The organism is Microbacterium sp. ZKA21 (assembly GCF_050434165.1).
Taxonomy (GTDB): Bacteria; Actinomycetota; Actinomycetes; order Actinomycetales; family Microbacteriaceae; genus Microbacterium.
Window position 1 is genome coordinate 543,574 of the sequence record NZ_JBNPVV010000002.1, and the last position, 17,991, is coordinate 561,564.

The 17,991-nt window shown below is 64.1% G+C and carries 11 protein-coding genes; 9 read left to right on the forward strand and 2 right to left on the reverse strand.

The features are described from left to right. Positions 1-55: 55 nt before the first annotated feature. Genes M2317_RS06770 through M2317_RS06780 form a run of 3 tightly spaced genes read left to right on the forward strand, consistent with a single transcriptional unit; the run spans position 56 to position 3,459 of the window. Entirely contained in the window at positions 56-1,204 is a 1,149-nt protein-coding gene (locus tag M2317_RS06770) for a polysaccharide pyruvyl transferase family protein (RefSeq protein ID WP_429458556.1), read from the forward strand. 48 nt (positions 1,205-1,252) lie between these two features. Then, positions 1,253-2,389 (forward strand): UDP-galactopyranose mutase, encoded by a 1,137-nt coding sequence (gene glf, locus M2317_RS06775; RefSeq protein WP_429458558.1) that lies wholly within the window; start codon positions 1,253-1,255, stop codon positions 2,387-2,389. Next, positions 2,386-3,459 carry a polysaccharide pyruvyl transferase family protein gene (locus tag M2317_RS06780; protein WP_429458560.1) on the forward strand — a complete coding sequence of 358 codons (1,074 nt, stop codon included), beginning with the start codon at positions 2,386-2,388 and terminating at the stop codon, positions 3,457-3,459. The genes glf and M2317_RS06780 overlap by 4 nt, the downstream gene beginning before the upstream one ends. Positions 3,460-3,478: 19 nt before the next feature. Here the strand turns inward: M2317_RS06780 and M2317_RS06785 are convergent, their stop codons facing one another. Then, entirely contained in the window at positions 3,479-4,426 is a 948-nt protein-coding gene (locus tag M2317_RS06785) for a glycosyltransferase (RefSeq protein WP_429458562.1), read from the reverse strand. Positions 4,427-4,600: 174 nt separating this feature from the next. On the opposite strand from M2317_RS06785, the gene M2317_RS06790 reads away from it, so the two are divergent. Beyond that, complete coding sequence (locus tag M2317_RS06790; RefSeq protein WP_429458564.1) at positions 4,601-9,478, forward strand: glycosyltransferase; 4,878 nt, start codon at positions 4,601-4,603, stop codon at positions 9,476-9,478. A gap of 54 nt (positions 9,479-9,532) precedes the next feature. On the opposite strand, the gene M2317_RS06795 is transcribed toward M2317_RS06790, so the two are convergent. Beyond that, on the reverse strand, positions 9,533-11,869 hold the full coding sequence (locus tag M2317_RS06795) for a glycosyltransferase (RefSeq protein ID WP_429458566.1): 2,337 nt from the start codon (positions 11,867-11,869) through the stop codon (positions 9,533-9,535). 52 nt (positions 11,870-11,921) lie between these two features. On the opposite strand from M2317_RS06795, the gene M2317_RS06800 reads away from it, so the two are divergent. From M2317_RS06800 to M2317_RS06820, 5 genes are all read left to right on the forward strand, one after another. Beyond that, entirely contained in the window at positions 11,922-13,088 is a 1,167-nt protein-coding gene (locus tag M2317_RS06800; protein WP_429458568.1) for a nucleotide sugar dehydrogenase, read from the forward strand. A gap of 232 nt (positions 13,089-13,320) precedes the next feature. Beyond that, positions 13,321-14,046 (forward strand): ABC transporter permease, encoded by a 726-nt coding sequence (locus M2317_RS06805; protein WP_429458570.1) that lies wholly within the window; start codon positions 13,321-13,323, stop codon positions 14,044-14,046. Between the two features lie 25 nt (positions 14,047-14,071). Next, the gene (locus M2317_RS06810) at positions 14,072-15,754 is read left to right on the forward strand and encodes an ABC transporter ATP-binding protein (RefSeq protein ID WP_429458572.1); all 1,683 of its coding nucleotides are present in this window, start codon (positions 14,072-14,074) and stop codon (positions 15,752-15,754) included. 66 nt (positions 15,755-15,820) lie between these two features. Continuing rightward, entirely contained in the window at positions 15,821-16,924 is a 1,104-nt protein-coding gene (locus M2317_RS06815; protein ID WP_429458574.1) for a hypothetical protein, read from the forward strand. Next, entirely contained in the window at positions 16,921-17,991 is a 1,071-nt protein-coding gene (locus M2317_RS06820; protein WP_429458575.1) for a glycosyltransferase, read from the forward strand. Before M2317_RS06815 ends, M2317_RS06820 begins: the two co-directional genes overlap by 4 nt.

The window sequence follows — 17,991 nt, forward strand, 5'->3', positions numbered from 1 at the left end:
GGTCTAGGAGCCGCTGGTGCGAGTGTTTCCGGTTCGTCCCATCTCAGAGGACCTGATGATCTTTCGACGTGACAGACAAACTAAGTTCGCGAACGACGCTATCCAGCGTGAGCTCGAGACCGAGTTGCGCGGACTGCTGAAGCCGCGTATCGGAATCACCGGTTCGTTTGGTCGCGGCAACTACGGCGATGAGCTTTTTGTTCGGGTGTACGAACACTGGCTCGGGCAGTGGGCGGATCTCACTTTACTGACGGCCCTGCATCGCCCGTGGTACTTCCGAGATATTCGCACGACGCAGGCTGATCTGATGGATGCCGTGGTTCTTGGCGGGGGCGACCTACTTTGTCCTTACCGGGAGTGGATCGATCCGGACTTTATCAATCCCATGTACCTTCGGCGCCCTGTCCACGTGGCCGGAATCGGTGTCGAAAATGACAGGGTGGAAATTGACTCTTCGGTAGTCGAGCGTTGGACTGACTTCCTTACGCACCCGAGCGTGCGTTCGATCTCGACTCGAGACGTCGGTTCGGCCGAGTGGATCACGGAGCAAATCAACCCTCATGTGAGAGTGACTTCCCACGCGGACCTCGTCTGTGCTTTGCCGTTACCGCCAGTCGATCGCCGCGAGGACACGCCTATCCTCGGAATCGTTACGCGGTACGCCAGAGACCCCAAGGACTACCGGCAGCTCGAGGAGATCGCAGCAGCTTTCATCTCGAAAGGCTGGCATGTTCGCCACATCATCGGTGGTGTCGAGGACCACGGCCGGCGTGATCTCAGGAACGCTGAGCAACTCAGGGTGGAAGGTAAGGAGACCTTTCACTCCAACCAGATCGATGACGTCACGCGCGCGCTCGGTGAGTGCAGCCTCCTGCTGAGCATGAAGTTGCACACGACGATCGTCGCAACTATGTACGGTGTTCCGACCGTATCTATTCATCCCGTACCTAAGACTCGCGCCTTTATGGCGTCGATTGGACGGGAGGAATTGGTTGTGGAACCAACCGATCCCCGGTTGTTCACGATCCTTGAGGAAGGCGTTCCAGACGTGTCGATGGACAAGGTGGACGAGCTTCGAGCGCAGGCCGTCGCGTACCTCAAGGAACTCAGCCAGCGAATCTGGGACGACTACCGGAACGCTTCGGCCGCACGCCAACACGTTCTTCCCGCGACCGTGGCCTGGGTTGACGGAGACGAGTCATAGTCCCGCAAGGGTTCGTGAGCACGTGCCTGGCCTGGATACGATGGTGGTATGGATCTCCTTGTCGTCGGGTCGGGTTTCTTCGGCCTCACTATTGCTGAGCGTGCTGCTGCTGCGGGTCGTAAGGTCACTGTCATCGATCGTCGTCATCACATCGGTGGGAATGCGTACAGTGAGGCGGAGGCGTCGACGGGGATCGAGGTGCACCGGTATGGGGCGCATCTGTTCCACACGTCGAATGCGACGGTGTGGGAGTACGTGAACCGGTTCACGTCGTTCACGGATTATGTGCACCGGGTGTACACGAACCATAAGAGCGTGGTGTTCCCGATGCCGGTGAATCTGGGCACGATCAATCAGTTCTTCCAGGCGGCGTATTCGCCGGCTGAGGCGCGGGCGCTGGTGCGGGAGCAGGCGGGGGAGTTCGATGTCGCGACGGCTGCGAACTTCGAGGAGAAGGGCATCGCTCTGGTGGGGCGGCCTCTGTTCGAGGCGTTCTTCCGTGATTACACGGCGAAGCAGTGGCAGACGGACCCGCACAAGCTGTCCGGCGACATCATCAGCCGTCTCCCGGTGCGGTACACGTATGACAACCGGTACTTCAACGACACGTGGGAGGGGCTTCCCACGGACGGGTACACGGCGTGGTTGGAGCGGATGGCGGATCACCCGAACATCGAGGTGAAGTTGAATGTGGACTTCTTCGACGAGTCGCAGCCGTTGCACAAGAAGGCGATGGTCGGTCAGGTTCCGGTCGTGTACACGGGTCCGGTGGACCGGTACTTCGAGTACACCGAGGGGGCGTTGAGCTGGCGGACGCTGGACTTCGAGCAGGAGGTCCTGGAGATCGGTGACTTCCAGGGCACGAGCGTGATGAACTACCCGGACATGGATGTCCCGTTCACCCGGATCCACGAGTTCAAGCACTTCCACCCCGAGCGCAAGGACATCTTCGCGCAGGACCGCACGGTCATCATGCGGGAGTTCTCCCGGTTCGCGGAACGCACCGACGAGCCGTACTACCCGGTGAACACGACGGACGACCGGGCCGGGCTGCTCGCGTACCGGGAGCTCGCGAAGGGCGAGAAGGACGTCCACTTCGGCGGACGCCTGGGCACCTACCAGTACCTCGACATGCACATGGCCATCGGCTCCGCCCTGTCCATGTGGAACAACCAACTCGCATGATCCGTCCGCTCTGGAGCGGAACGGATCGAACGAGGAAGAGCGACAAGCGGGCACTCATCGTCGGCCCGTATCGGGTGCACAATTTCGGTGACGATCTCATCGGTGCGGTCATAGCCACGCATCTGCAGGAACGCGGGTATCGCGTCTCGATTCCTAGGCTTTCGGCGGAGAACGCGAGATGGCTGGGCACGCAGCACGCGGAATCCTACGATGGGCTCTTCGAGACCGCTGATCTGGTGGTCGTCGGTGGCGGCGGCATCATGTCGGATACTGCGGGGGCCAAGCCGGGGGCGTCTTACCTGGAAATCATCTCGCGGGCAGTGGACCAGGGCGCGTTGACGACTCAGCCTCTCGTTGTCACCGGTGTAGGGGCTGGCCCATGGCTGCGCGACAAGTCGCGGCGTTTGGCGCTTGAGGTCTCGGGGATCGCTCAGGCAGTCGGGGTTCGTGACCAAGAGTCATACGAACACTTGACGGACCTCGGCGTCGACGAGAACAAGATTGTGGCTGGTGCCGATCTGGCGTTGCTCACTTCGGACTACCTGCGGTTCGGTCGCCGTCGAACTCGTGCACGAAAGATCGGAATTCAGTTCGATATTGCCCTTTTCGAGGATATGAAGGAGAACTCCAACCTCGGTGCGATCCAAGACGCCGTGGTCGAGTTCGCGAATGACAATGCGCGAAACGTCGTGCTCGTCAGCAACGGCCGGCACCGATCACAACTGGCTGATGCCGCGCCCGGGTGCGAGCTTCTGCGCTATTCAACGCTGAAGGATTTCTTGCCGAAGCTGGCGGGTCTCGACGTGCTCATGACGTCTCACCTGCATCTTGCGATAACGGCGTACTCGCAACGCATCCCATCGTTCTCGCTCTTCGTCAGAGAGAAGACTCGTCGCTTCTATGACCAGATCGGCCACCCCGAGCGGGCCGTGGATCTGCGGACTGCGACCCTCGATGACGTACATCGCCTGGTGGAATCGCTCGAGGGTGCCCGGTGGATGCCAGATGATGAGGCGAGGCTGCGAGCGCTGAAGGCGCAGTCCCGAGCATTGCTTGACCTGCTGCCTTAGCGCGCGCCGGCAAAGCTTGTCAGCGTGGACGTGAACGCGACGGTCGCAACGCGCGCAAAACGAGCTGTGCGTCCATGCCGCGGTCGAGCGCGGCCAAGGCATCGATTTCTTCGAGAGGGAGGTAGGCGATTTTCTGCTGCGCACCGCGGAACACGCCATATACGACTTCAGTGACCATGTCGGATACTTCGGGCGCGAGGTCTCTTGATCCCAGCTCGCGGATCATCGCCAGGTAGCTGAGATAGTAGCCCTTCGCTGAGCGGAGATCATCGAGGCCCGTGATCGTGGATCCCGGGCGGATACGACGCGCGTAGAAGTCGAGCCGCACATGGGCGACCCGCTCCGCATGGAGAAGCAACGAGAACGTGTAGGGGTTGTCCTGGTGCACGATCCCAGGTACAAACCTGGTGCCGACCTTTCGGACGAACTCGGTGCGCGCGAGATACAGACCGACGTGTGGGCGGTAGTCGCGCCTATCGCGCATGTCGGCGAGCATCTGCACGCCGGATCGCGCGCTCCGGTACTCCTGCGACCGCTGGTAATAGGTCGCGTATCGCTCCCACGTAGAACTTGCCACTTCACCATCGCGAAACGCGAACGAGTCGAAGAGCAGGAGGTCCAAGTGCGCGGATTCCGCGTATTCGACCAGTTCGGAAAGCACGTCGCCCTGCCAGAAATCATCACTGTCGAGGTAGATCAGGTACCGACCGGCTGCCTCATCCAAGCCACGGTTGCGTCCGACCGATTGACCGCTGTTCGCCTGCGTGACGATTCGCACGCGCTCGTCCTTCTCTGCGATGCGCTGAAGAATGATCGCCGACCCGTCCGTGGAGCCATCGTCCACGCAGATGAGTTCCAGTGTGACTCCGGTCTGCGCGAGAACGCTGGACAGGCAATCCTCGAGCCATGCCTCAGAGTTGTAGACCGGAATCACAACACTCACGTCGGGAGAATCGACGAGCGGCATAGGCGTCCACGAGCGAACAGGGTGAGGTGTGGGAACACTCTCGCCCATCGCAGAAGATGTCGCCGCGCCAGCACGGGATTTGACGGCTCGGGACGAACGTCCGCGGGCCGACTTGAGAGCGCGTGGCAACCATGTGGCGGCGCGCCCGATTCGGTACGAAGGCGACGTCTCGAGGTGTCGCAGCCGCGTCACGGCGGCGTCTCGCTGTCGACGCGCGATCGCAAGTTCTTCTGCGACATCCTGCTCGTCGTCGGGGGTCTCGTTGACAGTCATTTTCCCGCAATCTCACGTGGGTGCACGGACAACGTACAGTACGTCACCTGTTCGGGCGCGTCGGTCCAGACCCGTAAGATCGAGCATATGATTCGCTCGGGGGATGCTGCGACTGCGCGGCGCTGGCACACTAACGACTTCCTGATTCGACTCGCGAACGGTGAGGAGCCGACGTCGTCAGCCGCGGACGTTCCGGCTTGGGCTTCGACGGACACCTCATCCAGCGCAGGCGCTTCCTTCGGCGTTCCTTCTCTCTCGCTCGTCGCCGGCGACGCACCGCGCCATGAACAGTTGTCCGTGTTGCGCAACGACGCCTGGGAGGACCGCACGCTGGAGGTGTTCGGAGCCCGGACCCGCTCACGGTGGGCGCTCGACGTGCTCGTCGGCAGGGCGACGCACTTCGGCCATGACTGGGCATCTTTACGCGCAGCGGGTCTCGCGGGGACGAATGCGGATGGCAAACGTCGATCGCCCCTTGATTCCATCTCGGTCAACAAGCTGTTCGCGCTCGTCGAGACGCTCCACGAACGCGGGATTGATCGCGAGGCGGAGAAGGCTCTTCTTAGCGTGATCGCCGAGCGGTTCATCAACGGGGAATCTCTGGGCAAGAGCCACCAGAGTTCCTTGGCGGTGCTTCTGGTCCAGAACGGCCTGATCGATCAAGCGCGACTGGTCTCGCCTCTGTTCGTGAAGGACACATGGCTGACGCACGCGGTATCCGTTCAGCTGGAGCACCCTGGCCTCGGGGGCTCGATCGACACGATGCTGGCACGAATGAACGAGCCCTATCGACGGTTGGCTATCGAGAGCATTGAGCTGGACGGCGTTGAGCCGTCGTTCGCCGGTCTTCGTGCCTCGGCCCAAACACAGGTTAACGATGGGGCTCTGGTCAGCGTCGCGGTGATCTACGACCGTGTTGACGAAGCGCTGCTCGCCTCGGTGCGGTCGATCCTCGCGCAGACTTACCAGAATTGGGAGCTGCTGCTTGTGGGCGCATCGCCGAGTGCCGCGCTCAAGAAGCTCGCCTCGTCCGATGCACGCATTCGTCTCGTCTCCATCGTCAAGTCTGCAGACCCGCGATCCTTGCGCAACGAAGCGCTTCAGACAGCGACGGGTGAGTACTTCACATTGCAGGGTGCAGCCTCGTGGGCTCATCCCCACAGGCTCGAAGCTCAGGTCTACGATCTGACGGCGAACCCGTCGCGAATCGCGAACACCGTGCACGGACTTACGGTATCCGAGCGTCTTGATTTCGTCACCGGCGCTGGCGCCGCGTTGGCCATGTCCGACTCGACGCTCCTGTTCCATCGGAGTACGGCACTTGAGGTGGTCGGTTATTTCGATGCTTCCAGCCCCATCATCGACATCGATTACCGGACCAGGCTTGAGGCGGCCAGCAAGACCACGGTCGAAGCGCTCGTTCCCGGTGCACCGCTGATCTTCGACCTCGAATCGGAAACGAACGCGCCAAGCACCGGCGTATGGCACCCGTTCGCGAAACTGGCTGCGCTTTCGGCGGAAAGTTACCGTGCGAAGCTCATCGAGACGGGTGAGCTGGATCCGCATGTGGACATCTCGGGACCGGGAGCCCCAGTCGATAGCCCTTCGGACGCTCATTTCGACATCATCGTGGTGCTCGACGGACGGGAACTCTCAAGCCGTCGCAGATTCCTGCGGGCCGTCGTGGCGGAGGTCCGTGCCGCACGTGCAGCGGGGAAGAGCGTCGCTCTCGTGCAGTCGTACTCGATGCTCGGTCCGCGAGCGAATGCGAAGTTCCCAACTGACCTGCAGGGTCTGATCAGCAGAGGCGACGTCACGCTTCTCGCCGATGATGCTGACGCCGATGCTAGGACGGTGATCGTTCGGCATGCTGGTGCCGCCCAAGGGCACCCCGCCGAGAAGCGAGCGATCACTGCGGAACGTGTGGTCGTCGTCGAAGACACGCGCGCCGGAGACGAACGTGGCCGCACGATCGCAAGCTCGGACGTCATCGGAACAGTCAGCGCATGGTTCGGCAAGGCGCCGGAGTGGGCGATCGCCCTCCCGGAGATGCCGGTAGCCACGGTCAGCGCAGTGGCGTTCGATGCTTCCGGTCTCCGACTGATGATCTCCGACTCGTCGCCCGAGCGGATCCGACGAGTCCGGGTAATCAATGGCGAAACGACCGTCACCTTAACACCGACCGTCGTCTCGGCAGAGCTGGTCGCGGCGGCCGATCCATCCGGTGAGTTCGTGGCTGGTGAGTGGAAGGTCGTCCTCGAGACCGATGCTGGCGGCGGCATCCTGGTTGATCAAGCATGTCCGATCTCGCCGGACGTCGTCATCTGGAACAGCCAGGACAACGTGGCAGTTCGAGTCGCGAATGGCGAGGCGCTCCGCCTGCTCCCTGACCGCTCTTCCGACGATGCGTTGAGCAGCGTCGAGTTCAGCCGAAAGTACCTGATCGCCTCGGTGACTGAAGCGAAGGCCGACCAAGGGCGCTTCGTTCTCGCGATCGACGGCAAGAATGCTTCGCCGCTCACGGGCGTGTACGCGCTGCGTGAAGTCGACGGTGGCGTCGTACGCCGGCGCGACTTCACAGCCGCGACCGAAACGGGCCAGAAGACATGGCGACGTACGCTGGCGAAGTTCGCCGGCTCGCGCTGGCGCCTGTTCGGCAGTTTCCAGACCCCGCTCGGGCGAGTGGAATTCCCCCTCGTGCTCGACGCAACCGCAACGACCGCGGGAACTCGGGACTGGCAGCCACAGGTTCTGTCGGGTGGACGTATTTTCATCGCGCCGCCAGTTCCTGGACGAATCGCGTCTGTCGGTCAGCGGGTTTCGAAGGCGGCCCAGGGAGCGGTCATCGAGCCCGCGTGGAAGGCTCTGCGCACGATCGCACCGCGCGGTGGCACGAAGGACCGGATCGTGTTCGGGCCTCAGCACGCCGTATCGCGGTTGGCGAGCGCGCCGACGGTCTCGATGGTCATGCCCGTCTACAACGTCGAGCCCTATCTCGACGTCGCCATCTCCTCGGTGCTCGACCAGGATTTCGCGGATCTCGAGCTGATCATCGTCGATGATGCGTCGACGGACAACGGGCGCGCGATCATCGAGAAGTACTGGAAGAAGGACAAGCGCGTCCGTGTCTTCGGGCTCGACCACAACACACTGGGCGGGGCGGGGATTCCAAGCAACGTCGGAATCCGCGCGGCCCTCGGCACGTACGTCGCTTTCGCGGACAGCGACGATCACGTCACTCGTGACGGGCTCGCAATGCTCGTCGCGAGCGCTCAGAGCAACAAAGCGGATCTCGCGGTCGGCGACTTCCGCACTTTCACCGCGGAAGACGCGACAGGTACGGAATCGTACGACCGTGCCGTGTGGGCAGACCTCCCCGTAGGAGAAGTGATCTCCGCCGCCAGCAACCCCGACCTGTTCCGGCTCTCGCCGGTCCCGTGGCGGAAGCTGTATCGCCGTGAGTTCCTGCAGGAGCACGACATCCTGTACCCCGAGGGTGACTACTTCTACGAGGACAACCCCCTGCACTGGTTTGTGCTGTCCCGGGCCGAGCGCGTCGTGCTGTGTGACACCGTCGTGAGCTTCCACCGTATGGAGCGCGAAGGCCAGACGATGAGCGCTCAGACGTACAAGCTCGGCGCGTTCGTAAATCATGCGAACACGACGATGCGGTTCCTGGAAGGCGCCAAGGGCGCTAATCGCACGGCACTCTTCGAGGCGTTCATCGGTTACCTCGACCGCACGCATTGGACGGCAACGCGGCAGAGTCAGCCGGTGGCGTCGGCGCTGGTCAAGCGAGGTTTCGGCGAGGTATATCGCAAGTCAGTCGCAGCGGCTCCCGGCGTGAAGCTGTCGCCGCGGACCAAGACGAAGATGGCTGAAGACCAGGCTGCGTATCCGGACGTGGACCTCACGATCGTCATCCCTGTGTTCAACAACGCCGATCTCGTCAGCGGGACCATTGACTCGCTGCTCACACTGCGCGGCATCAGCTTCAACGTGCTGCTCGTGGACGACGGGTCCACCGACGACTCGCTGGCTGTCATGCAGGGGTACGAGTCCCGGCACTCCAACGTGCACGTCTTCGCCCAGGGAAACCGAGGTGCTGGCCGTGCGCGCAACTCAGTGATCCCTCTCGCCACGGGTCGCTACACCTACTTCCTCGACGCGGACGACCACATCGACAGCCGGTCGCTCGCCGCCGCCGTTCGGCATGCCGACGCCACCTCCGCCGATCTCGTCTTCGTGAAGTATCGGATCGACTACGTGGACGAGGGGCGCACACGGGGCATGTTCGACGCCGACCGGGATCTGTGGAAGCAGGCGGAATCGGCGAAGACCGGGCCGGAAAAGGAGAATTTGGCGGTCCGGCTGATCAATTATCCGTGGAACCGGATCATCCGCACGACACTGTTGCACGACGCGAACATCTTCTTCGGTGCAACGATCGTCCACAACGACGTCCTGTTCCACTGGCACAGCATCGTGAGCGCGAACGCGATCGAGTTCTTCGATGTTGAGGTATGTGTCCATAAGAAGTTCGCGGTGCGCCAGCAGGTGACGAACGTGAACGATGGGCGTCGCATGGCAGTTCTCGAGGCATTGAGGGACACGCATTCGCGCATCTCTCACCTGGACCACTACAGCGACGTACGCGAGGAATGGCAGAAGTTCGCAGCGCATCTGCTCACATGGGCACAGGAGCGCATCCCTGCAGACTTGCAGAGTGAGTACGCCCGAAGGCGGGCCCAGCTCACAGCCTCGTTCGAGCAGAACTGAGACGTAATGGCCCCGGTGCAGTGATGCGCCGGGGCCACTTGTTTCTGAGTGCAGCTATCGGGCGCGCAGCCAGCCCTTTGCCCTGTGTGCCAACGGGCGCAATCCGGGGACTTTCTGGAGTGCCTGCCTGCCGAGTGGCGCAGCCCAGGTCCACAGGCGAATGCCCAGTTCCGCTGGCGCAGCGGACGGGCGCGCCGAAGGGCGCGAATGGGAACGGGCGGCGTAGAAGGCGAACAGCCCGAGCAGGACCCGAGCATCGTCCGGTGCGGGTGGTGGTGAGAGCTCCGGCGATGGTGAACCGTTCAGTAAATCGACGTACAGGCGCATGTAGTCGCGATCGAGTACGCGCCTGGCGCTGACGATCGAGGCTCGAGAGAGCCCGAGATACGTCTCTCGTGTTCCGGTCGCGCGGACTATCTGGCGCGCCAAGCCGCTCGAGTCGCCTTGTGGAACTGACACGATGCCGTCATTGTCCTGAACGAGAGTGAGCCAGGGCAGGTCGTACATGAACACAGGAAGACCACGCGCCTGAGCCTCGGCGATCGTCAACTGATATCCCTCGATCAGACTCGTCGTCACGAAGGCATCGGCAGCATCGATCTCGGCCTCGAGACGGGCACCGCGCAGAGGGCCGATCGCGACGACTGCGTCAGCGACACCGCGCTGTCGGGCTCGCGCGTTGAATTTCCGCGCGGTCACATCATCCCAGTCGGGACCGATGACGGTGATCGAGAACGATGCTCCCTGTGCGCGCAGTTGGACGCCGACTTCGATCAGCTCATACACCTGCTTCGTCTTCTGCTCCAGACGACCCCACCACACCAGACGAATCGTCTCGCCTGGAGAGTTCTTTTCCGGCGCGTGCGAGAGGCTGTCAAGCAGCAAAGGTGACGGGGGGTTCGGCGCGAATGAGACATGATCGATTCCGCGAAGCTTGAAATAGGCCACGTCGAGCGGGGAGAGCACCGTGATGTGCGCGAGGGTGTTGGCGCAGGCCTCGATCAGCTCGAGCCGATCAGTGCCGTCCAGCACGGGGCGTGCGACGAAGTTGTGAATCCAACCGACGGTCAACGCACCTTCCGCGCGTGCAGCGAGGGCGAACTCCGGCCAGTACTGCGTGTACAGGACCTGGTGATCGATGACCACGTCGATGTCGTGATCTCGGCAGATCGCCCGCCATTCCGCGAGTCGGGCGAGCAGATCACGAGAAGCGAGCTCTACGAAGTCGACGCCTTCCGGAACCGCGTGAGGTTCGCTCCCCGCGCTTCGGGCGACGACCGTCACGTGATATCCGGCGTCGGTGAGATACCGAGCTTGGGATGTGAGGACGGCAGATACGCCGCCGGTGCGAAGATTCGACGTCGCCAGCAGAACGTTCCGCACAGGCCGGGTGCCCAGAGACGCACGCGGCATGTGGAACTTCAGAGTCTTCAGCGTCACAGGATAGAAGCGTGCGGCCGCGCGGACGATATCGTCCGCTGGCGCGAGAGACATGAGATGGGCGAGCGCCATGTCGAGGACGTCTGCATCGCTGCGTTCGACGAGCTGGAAGCAGACATAGCCGATGATCGACGACCGCGCTGACTCGTACGTTGCTTTGAGCAACGCGGCATCGCCATGCGACCTTGAGAGGTCATCGACCGCATGGCGAATACTGTCGATCGATCGGATCGCTGACGCATAGAACTCGGCGCGCGCAGGGGAGTCGACGCGGTGACCGCTGCCGCCGCGTCCGAAATGGTAGCGGTAGAGCTTGTCGTTCGTGGAGACGTAGCTCTCAGCCAGCCCAGCGACGAGAAACATCAACGGAAGATCGTTGATACGCGGGAGCTCGAGATCTTCCGGCAGCATCGCGTATGCAGAACTCAGCACGCTCGTACGGAAGAGGTATCTCCAGAGCTGCCCCTGGGCGGGTTTGTCGATGGGGAACAGGCCGCGCAGCACATCATCACCGCGCAGCGCGCCGTGGATCGGCTGCAGACGCCGCTCGTAGGCGTTTCCTGTGCGGCCGTCGCTTTCAACGATCGTCACGCCGAAACCGACGAGATCAGCATCGCTCGAATCAGCGAGCGCCAGGGCCGTCTGCGCCGCGGCGGGGACCAGTTCGTCGTCGCCGTCGAGGAAGAGCAGGTGCTTGGCTCGTGCGGCGAGCACGCCTGTGCGTCGGGCCTGGAATGCGGAGGCGTTCTTTTCATGGCGGATGAGGCGAACGCGCTCATCTCGCGCGACGAAGCGCTCGATGACTGCATCAGTGCCATCCGTGGACGCATCGTCGACGCAGATGATCTCCACGTCGTGGAGCGTTTGAGCGAGCGCGCTCTCGAGGGCGAGTGCGATCGTCGCCGCATCGTCGAAAACCGGCATCACGATCGATACAAGCGGCGCAGTCATCGGTCTGACTTTACTCGCTCGGGGGCGTCCGACCCGCAACTAGGCTGGGCACATGAAGATCGCCATCGCCGGGACCGGCTACGTCGGCCTGTCCAATGCCGTCATCCTCGCTCAGCATCACGAGGTGTTCGCCGTCGACATCGACCCGGCGAAGGTCGAACAACTCAGCCGTCGAGTTTCACCGATCGCTGATGTCGAGCTCGAGGACTACCTCGCCACCCGTGAGCTCAATCTCACGCCGACGCTCGACGTCGATGAGGCGTACCGCGACGCGCAGTTCGTCGTCATCGCGACGCCGACGAACTACGACGAAGTCACGAACTACTTTGACACGTCGTCGGTCGAAGGCGTCATCGAGACGGTGCTGGCAGTCAATCCAGACGCCGCGATCGTGGTCAAGTCGACCGTGCCCGTCGGATTCACTGCTCGCATGAATGCTGAGTACCCCCGCGCGACGATCATCTTCTCGCCGGAGTTCCTGCGCGAGGGACGTGCGCTGTATGACAACCTGCATCCGTCGCGCATCGTGGTGGGTGATCGGGGCCCCGTCGGGCAGCGCTTCGCCGAGTTGCTGCTCGAAGGTGCGATCGCCACCGACGTCCCCGTGCTGCTGACGGATGCGACCGAGGCAGAGGCGATCAAGCTCTTCGCCAACACCTACCTGGCACTGCGCGTGGCGTACTTCAATGAGCTCGACACTTACGCGGCGGTACACGGGCTCGATACCAAGCAGATCATCGAGGGCGTCGGACTCGACCCGCGCATCGGATCGCACTACAACAACCCGTCGTTCGGCTACGGCGGGTACTGCCTGCCAAAGGACACCAAGCAGTTGCTGGCCAACTACTCCGAGGTGCCGCAGAATCTCATCGCCGCCATCGTCGACGCCAACAGCACACGCAAGGACTTCGTCGCCTCGGACATTCTCGCCCGCGGGCCTCGGACTGTCGGCGTGTATCGTCTCGTGATGAAGTCGGGATCGGACAACTTCCGCGCCTCGTCGATCCAGGGCATCATGAAGCGCATCAAGGCGAAGGGCGTCGAAGTCGTCGTCTATGAGCCCTCGCTCGAGGATGACGAGTTCTTCCACTCAGAGGTCGTCCGCGACCTTGACGAGTTCAAGTCGCGCGCCGACGTCATCATCGCGAACCGCGCAGCGGAAGCACTCGACGACGTCGCGCACAAGATCTACACCCGCGACATCTACGGCCGCGACTGATTCTTCTGCGGCGGGTGCCTCAAGGCGGTGGGGTATTATCTTCCGATATGCCCGCCCGGTGCGGGCGTATCGTGCGTCAGGGCAGAGAGATAGAGGATTCCGAATGGGAGCGATGGCTGTGTCGCCCGCGACCGCGGGCCTGACAGAGCTCGGGACGCGACCCCCGCTTGGCGCCTACTTAGCCGAGACCTGGCGCATGCGCGCATTCGCACTACGGCTGGCCGGTAGCCGCATGATCGCTGGCCTCTTGCCGAATCGACTCGGTGTGCTCTGGATCGTTCTGAAGCCGCTGTCGTTGGCGATCATCTACGGAACGATCTTCCATTTCATCCTCTCCGGAGCCGCTCGGCCGGCGAACTTCGTGCAATACGTCATCGTCGGCGTGTTCGTCTTCGAGTTCTTCACCGGATGTTTCGGGGCCGGATCGAAATCGATCACGAACAATGCCAAGCTCGTGCAGAGCTTCGGATTCCCGCGTATCCTGCTCCCGATCTCGATCGTCGTCGAGCAGGCGATGCGGATGATCCCCGTCGTGCTGTTGCTGGGCATCCTCCTACTCATCTTCGGTGAACCGATCACCTGGTCTTGGTTGCTCATCTTCCCGATCTTCGTGGTCATGGGGGTGTTCAATCTCGGCCTCGCTCTCGTCGTCGCCCGGATTTCCGTGCGCACACGGGACATCCAGCAACTGATCCCGATCATGAATCGTGTGCTGTTCTACGCCAGTGGGATCTTCTTCAACATCGACGGTGCGCTCGCCGACTACCCGACTCTCCTCACGATCGCGCACCTGGTCCCGACGTACGAGTTCATCTCTCTCGCTCGAGACGTGCTGCTGGATGGGTACTCGGCCCCGTTGCTCGCCTGGATCGCGGCACCGATCTGGGCGCTGGTCATGATCGTCGGCGGCACGATCTTCTTCTGGCGTGCTGAGGCGAGGTACGGCCTCAGTGAGTGAACTCCTTCTCCCCAGCGAGACGCGGGTGCCCATCGATGACGGTGGGAGGCCGATGATCGTCGCCGACAACGTGCACGTGAACTATCGCGTGTACGCGTCGGGTAAACGGGTGAACACGAACGAGTCGTCGTTCAGCCTGCGTGCTATTCGGGGCGGGCGTGATCTGAAGACCATCCCGGCGTTGCGTGGCGTGTCCTTCACGGCGAGGGAAGGCGAGTCGATCGGTGTCGTCGGGCATAACGGATCCGGCAAGTCGACACTCTTCAAAGCCATGACGGGGCTCATTCCCCCCTCCGAGGGTCACATCCTCGCGCGTGATCGCCCGGTGCTCCTCGGGGTGAACGCGGCACTGGTGCCCGAGCTCTCCGGCGAGAACAATATCCGACTCGGCCTCTTGGCAATGGGGTTCAGCCCGGAGGAAGCGGCGGCACAGGTCGATGAGATCGCCGAGTTCGCCGAGCTCAACGATTTCATCTATCACCCCATGCGCACCTACTCGTCCGGCATGGCCGCGCGATTGCGGTTCGCCATCGCGTCGGCGAAAGCCCACTCGATCCTGCTCGTCGACGAGGCGCTCGCGGTGGGCGACCGTCGCTTCCGCACGAAGAGCGAGAAGCGCATCAACGAGCTGCGTGCGAGCGCGGGTCTCGTGATGATCGTCAGCCACTCGGCAGGTTCACTCAAGGAGACCTGCGAGCGTGTGCTCTGGGTGCACAAAGGTGAGCTGATCGCTGACGGCCCCAGTGGCGATGTCATCAAGGAGTACCTCGCCTGGACTAAGAAGCCGGGGGCCGGAGCGGTCGGCGCTGCTTCGGCTGCGAGGCCCCAGTCGAAGAACGCCCCCATCGCTGTGGGCTTTGAAACGCGCGCGGAGGCGGGCGAGCAGACGCCGATCGCTCCCGCGGCAAGTGTCCTGCCGGCAACGGCCATCGCGTCCGAAACCACCGAGACACCCCGTGCCCTCGCCCGCCGCGAGCGCCATCGCCGAATGGAGCAGCGCCAGCGCAAGCGCAGCTACCTGCTCATGGCGCTCACCGGCGTCGCGATTCTCCTGGCTGTTGCCGCCGGCGCGATCATCGGAACGCTCGCGAGCGCCGGCGCGCCGGCAGACACCACGCCGTCTCCGCGGCCCACGCCCGAAGAGACGGCGGGCGCCAGCGCGGATCCGGTGATCACGAGCTTCAGTGCCAACGCCACCACAGTCGCCTGCGAGACGGACGAGGGCGAAGCCCAGGTGCTGCTGAGCTGGGACATCGAGAACGCGAAGAGCGTCGCCATCGGGTCGGGCAACGCGCAGGTCGACGCGCTCGAGTTCCCGCTGGCCGCAGCTTTGCCGGCGAAGCTCACTGATCGGGCGGTTCCCTTCGACTGCACGCAGGAAGCTGTCGTCTACACGGTGACCGCCGAGAACGAAGACGGCGTACGGGTCAGCTTCCCCTATATGGTCACGCGCGTGCTGCCGGTCGAGACCGAGGAGCCCGACGAGGACAACTCGTCCAACGAGCGCCCGCGCGAGGACCCGGTCGAGCCGGACCCCGCACCCGAGCCCGAGCCGTCGACTCCGGTCGAGCCCGAGCCGACGACTCCAACCGAGCCGACGCCGACGACCCCGCCGGAGACGACCCCGCCGGTCACAGACCCGACGACACCGCCGGTCACCGAGCCGAGTCCGCCCGCCACCGACCCCACCGCCGCGGCGACCAGCTGATCGCTCAAGGCGGGATGCGCGCCGTCCGACAACGGTCGGCGCGGGGCGACCGACTAGATTTGCTTCATGCGCCGCCGGGATTCACGACCATCCACACCGCCGCGCCCGAGCACAACCTTCGTCTCTCTGACCGGCCCCGCGGGCAACATCGGCGACGCCCTCATCCGCCGCGAGACCCTCGAGTGGGCGGCCGGGACGAGCGATGAGCTCGTCGCCTACACGGGCGACGCCCCCGACGTCTGGCTGACCCAGCTCAGCATCCCCGACGATGCCGTGGTGCTGAGGTCCAAGAAGTCCGTACCGCGATGGCTCTGGCTGCTCGTCACCGCACCGCGGCATCCGGTGCTCGTGTTCGAAGCGGGGGAGATCCCGCTCGACCGCGGCAACGGCGTCAGGGAGCTCGTGTTCCTCGCCGAGACGCTCATCGTCCGCCTCAAGGGCGGCGTCGTCGTCCGCCCGCCCCGCGGCATCCGGGCGCCGTCGCAGCCGTCGCTCGGCATCCATCGCCTGGCGACCCGCCTGTCGCAGGTGACGCTGTGGCGCGACGCGGCCACGCTGGCCACCGCCAGGACGGGACGCCTCGCCCCCGACATCGGCTTCTCCGCCGGCATCCGCCCAGGGCTCGACTGGAACGAACGTACCGACCTGATCGTGAGCCTGCGCGGGGCGCGGCCTCTGCCCGACGAGCGCTGGATCCGCGCCGTGCGCGACAGCGCGGAGCGTGCAGGCCTCGGCATCCGCACCATCGTGCAGGTGCGGGAGGACGAAGACCGGGCCCGCGAACTCGCCGAGCTCCTCGGCGGCGTGTTCGAGGAGTGGGGCGACACCGATCCGCTCGTCCAGGAGGAGCGCCTGCGCGAACGCTACGACGCCGCGCAGCTCGTCATCAGCGACCGGATGCACGTCCTCGTGCTCGCCGCCCTCAGCGGAGCCGTTGCCCTCGAGCTGGTGCCGCAGCCGACGGCGAAGATCCGGGAGGCGTTCGCGGCCATCGGGCTGGACCGCGTCTCGGTCGACGCATCCACGAGCGATCCGGAGCACCTTCGGGAGGCTCTGCGCCCGACGCCGGAGCGCGCCGCCGAGGTCGTCGAACGCGTACGCGGTGCGGAGGCATCCCTCGCCGGCATCCGGCAGATGATCCGTGCCGGCATCCGCAGGGTGCGCGCATGACGCGACTGCTGTTCCTCTCGCACAGCCATCCGTTCGGTCCGTTCCGGGTCGGCAGCCACCACTACGCGCGCGTGCTCGCCGGGCGAGGAGCGGATGTCGTGCACCTGAGCACGCCGATCTCGCTGGCGCATCGCGTGACCGGACGTGTCAGCCGGGCGGATCTCGCAGTCGTGCCGAGCCGCCCGCGGCGCGACGCGGACGGCGTCCTGAACATCGTGCCCCGCACGGCCCTGCCGGTGCCGGTCGGCGCCCCCACCGTCGCGCGGATGCTGAAACGCGCCGGAATCGATACCCGGTTCGATGCGGTGCTGATCGACCAGCCCCTGCTGTGGGACTCCTCTGTGCGCTCGCTTTCGGATGCCGTGATCTACCGGCCGACCGACCTGTACCCGTCCGGGGTCAAGCACCGGCTGCAGCAGCAGATTCTGGATGCCGTCGACGGCGTCATCGCGACCTCCGACGAGGTGCTGCGGGGACTCGGGCCACTGCGCGTGCCGACGCTCGTGCTGAGCAACGGCGCGGACGTCGCGCGCTTCGCGGCGCCGGCCGGTGCAGATGCTGCGCGTGCTGCCCGCTGCGTCTACGTCGGCGCGCTCGACGATCGGTTCGATTGGGCGCGTGTCGACGGCTGGGCGCGTGCTTTCGGCGACGTCGAGTTCGTGATCGCCGGGCCCGGTCGATCACCGCAGCCGCTGCCGGCGAACGTCTCGCTGGTCGGCGCTGTGCCGTACGCCGACGTCCCGGCGCTGCTGCACACCGCGCGCGTGGGTCTGCTGCCGCTCTCCGACAACCCGCTCAACGCGGGACGCAGCCCGATGAAGCTGTACGAGTACTTCGCGGCCGGTCTCGCGGTCGTGGCTCGCGAGACGCCGGGGATCCGGGGGCGATCGGATCTCGGCATCGAGGTCTACACCGGTGACGAGGATGCGGATGCCGCGCTCGAGCGTGCGCTGCGGCATCCGTCTCCGAACGTGGCGGGGGAGCGGGCCGCGGCCGACGCGTCGTGGGAGCGCAAGACGGACGCGCTCGAGGAGTTCCTGCGGGCGGTGCGAGACCGTTCCGCGTAG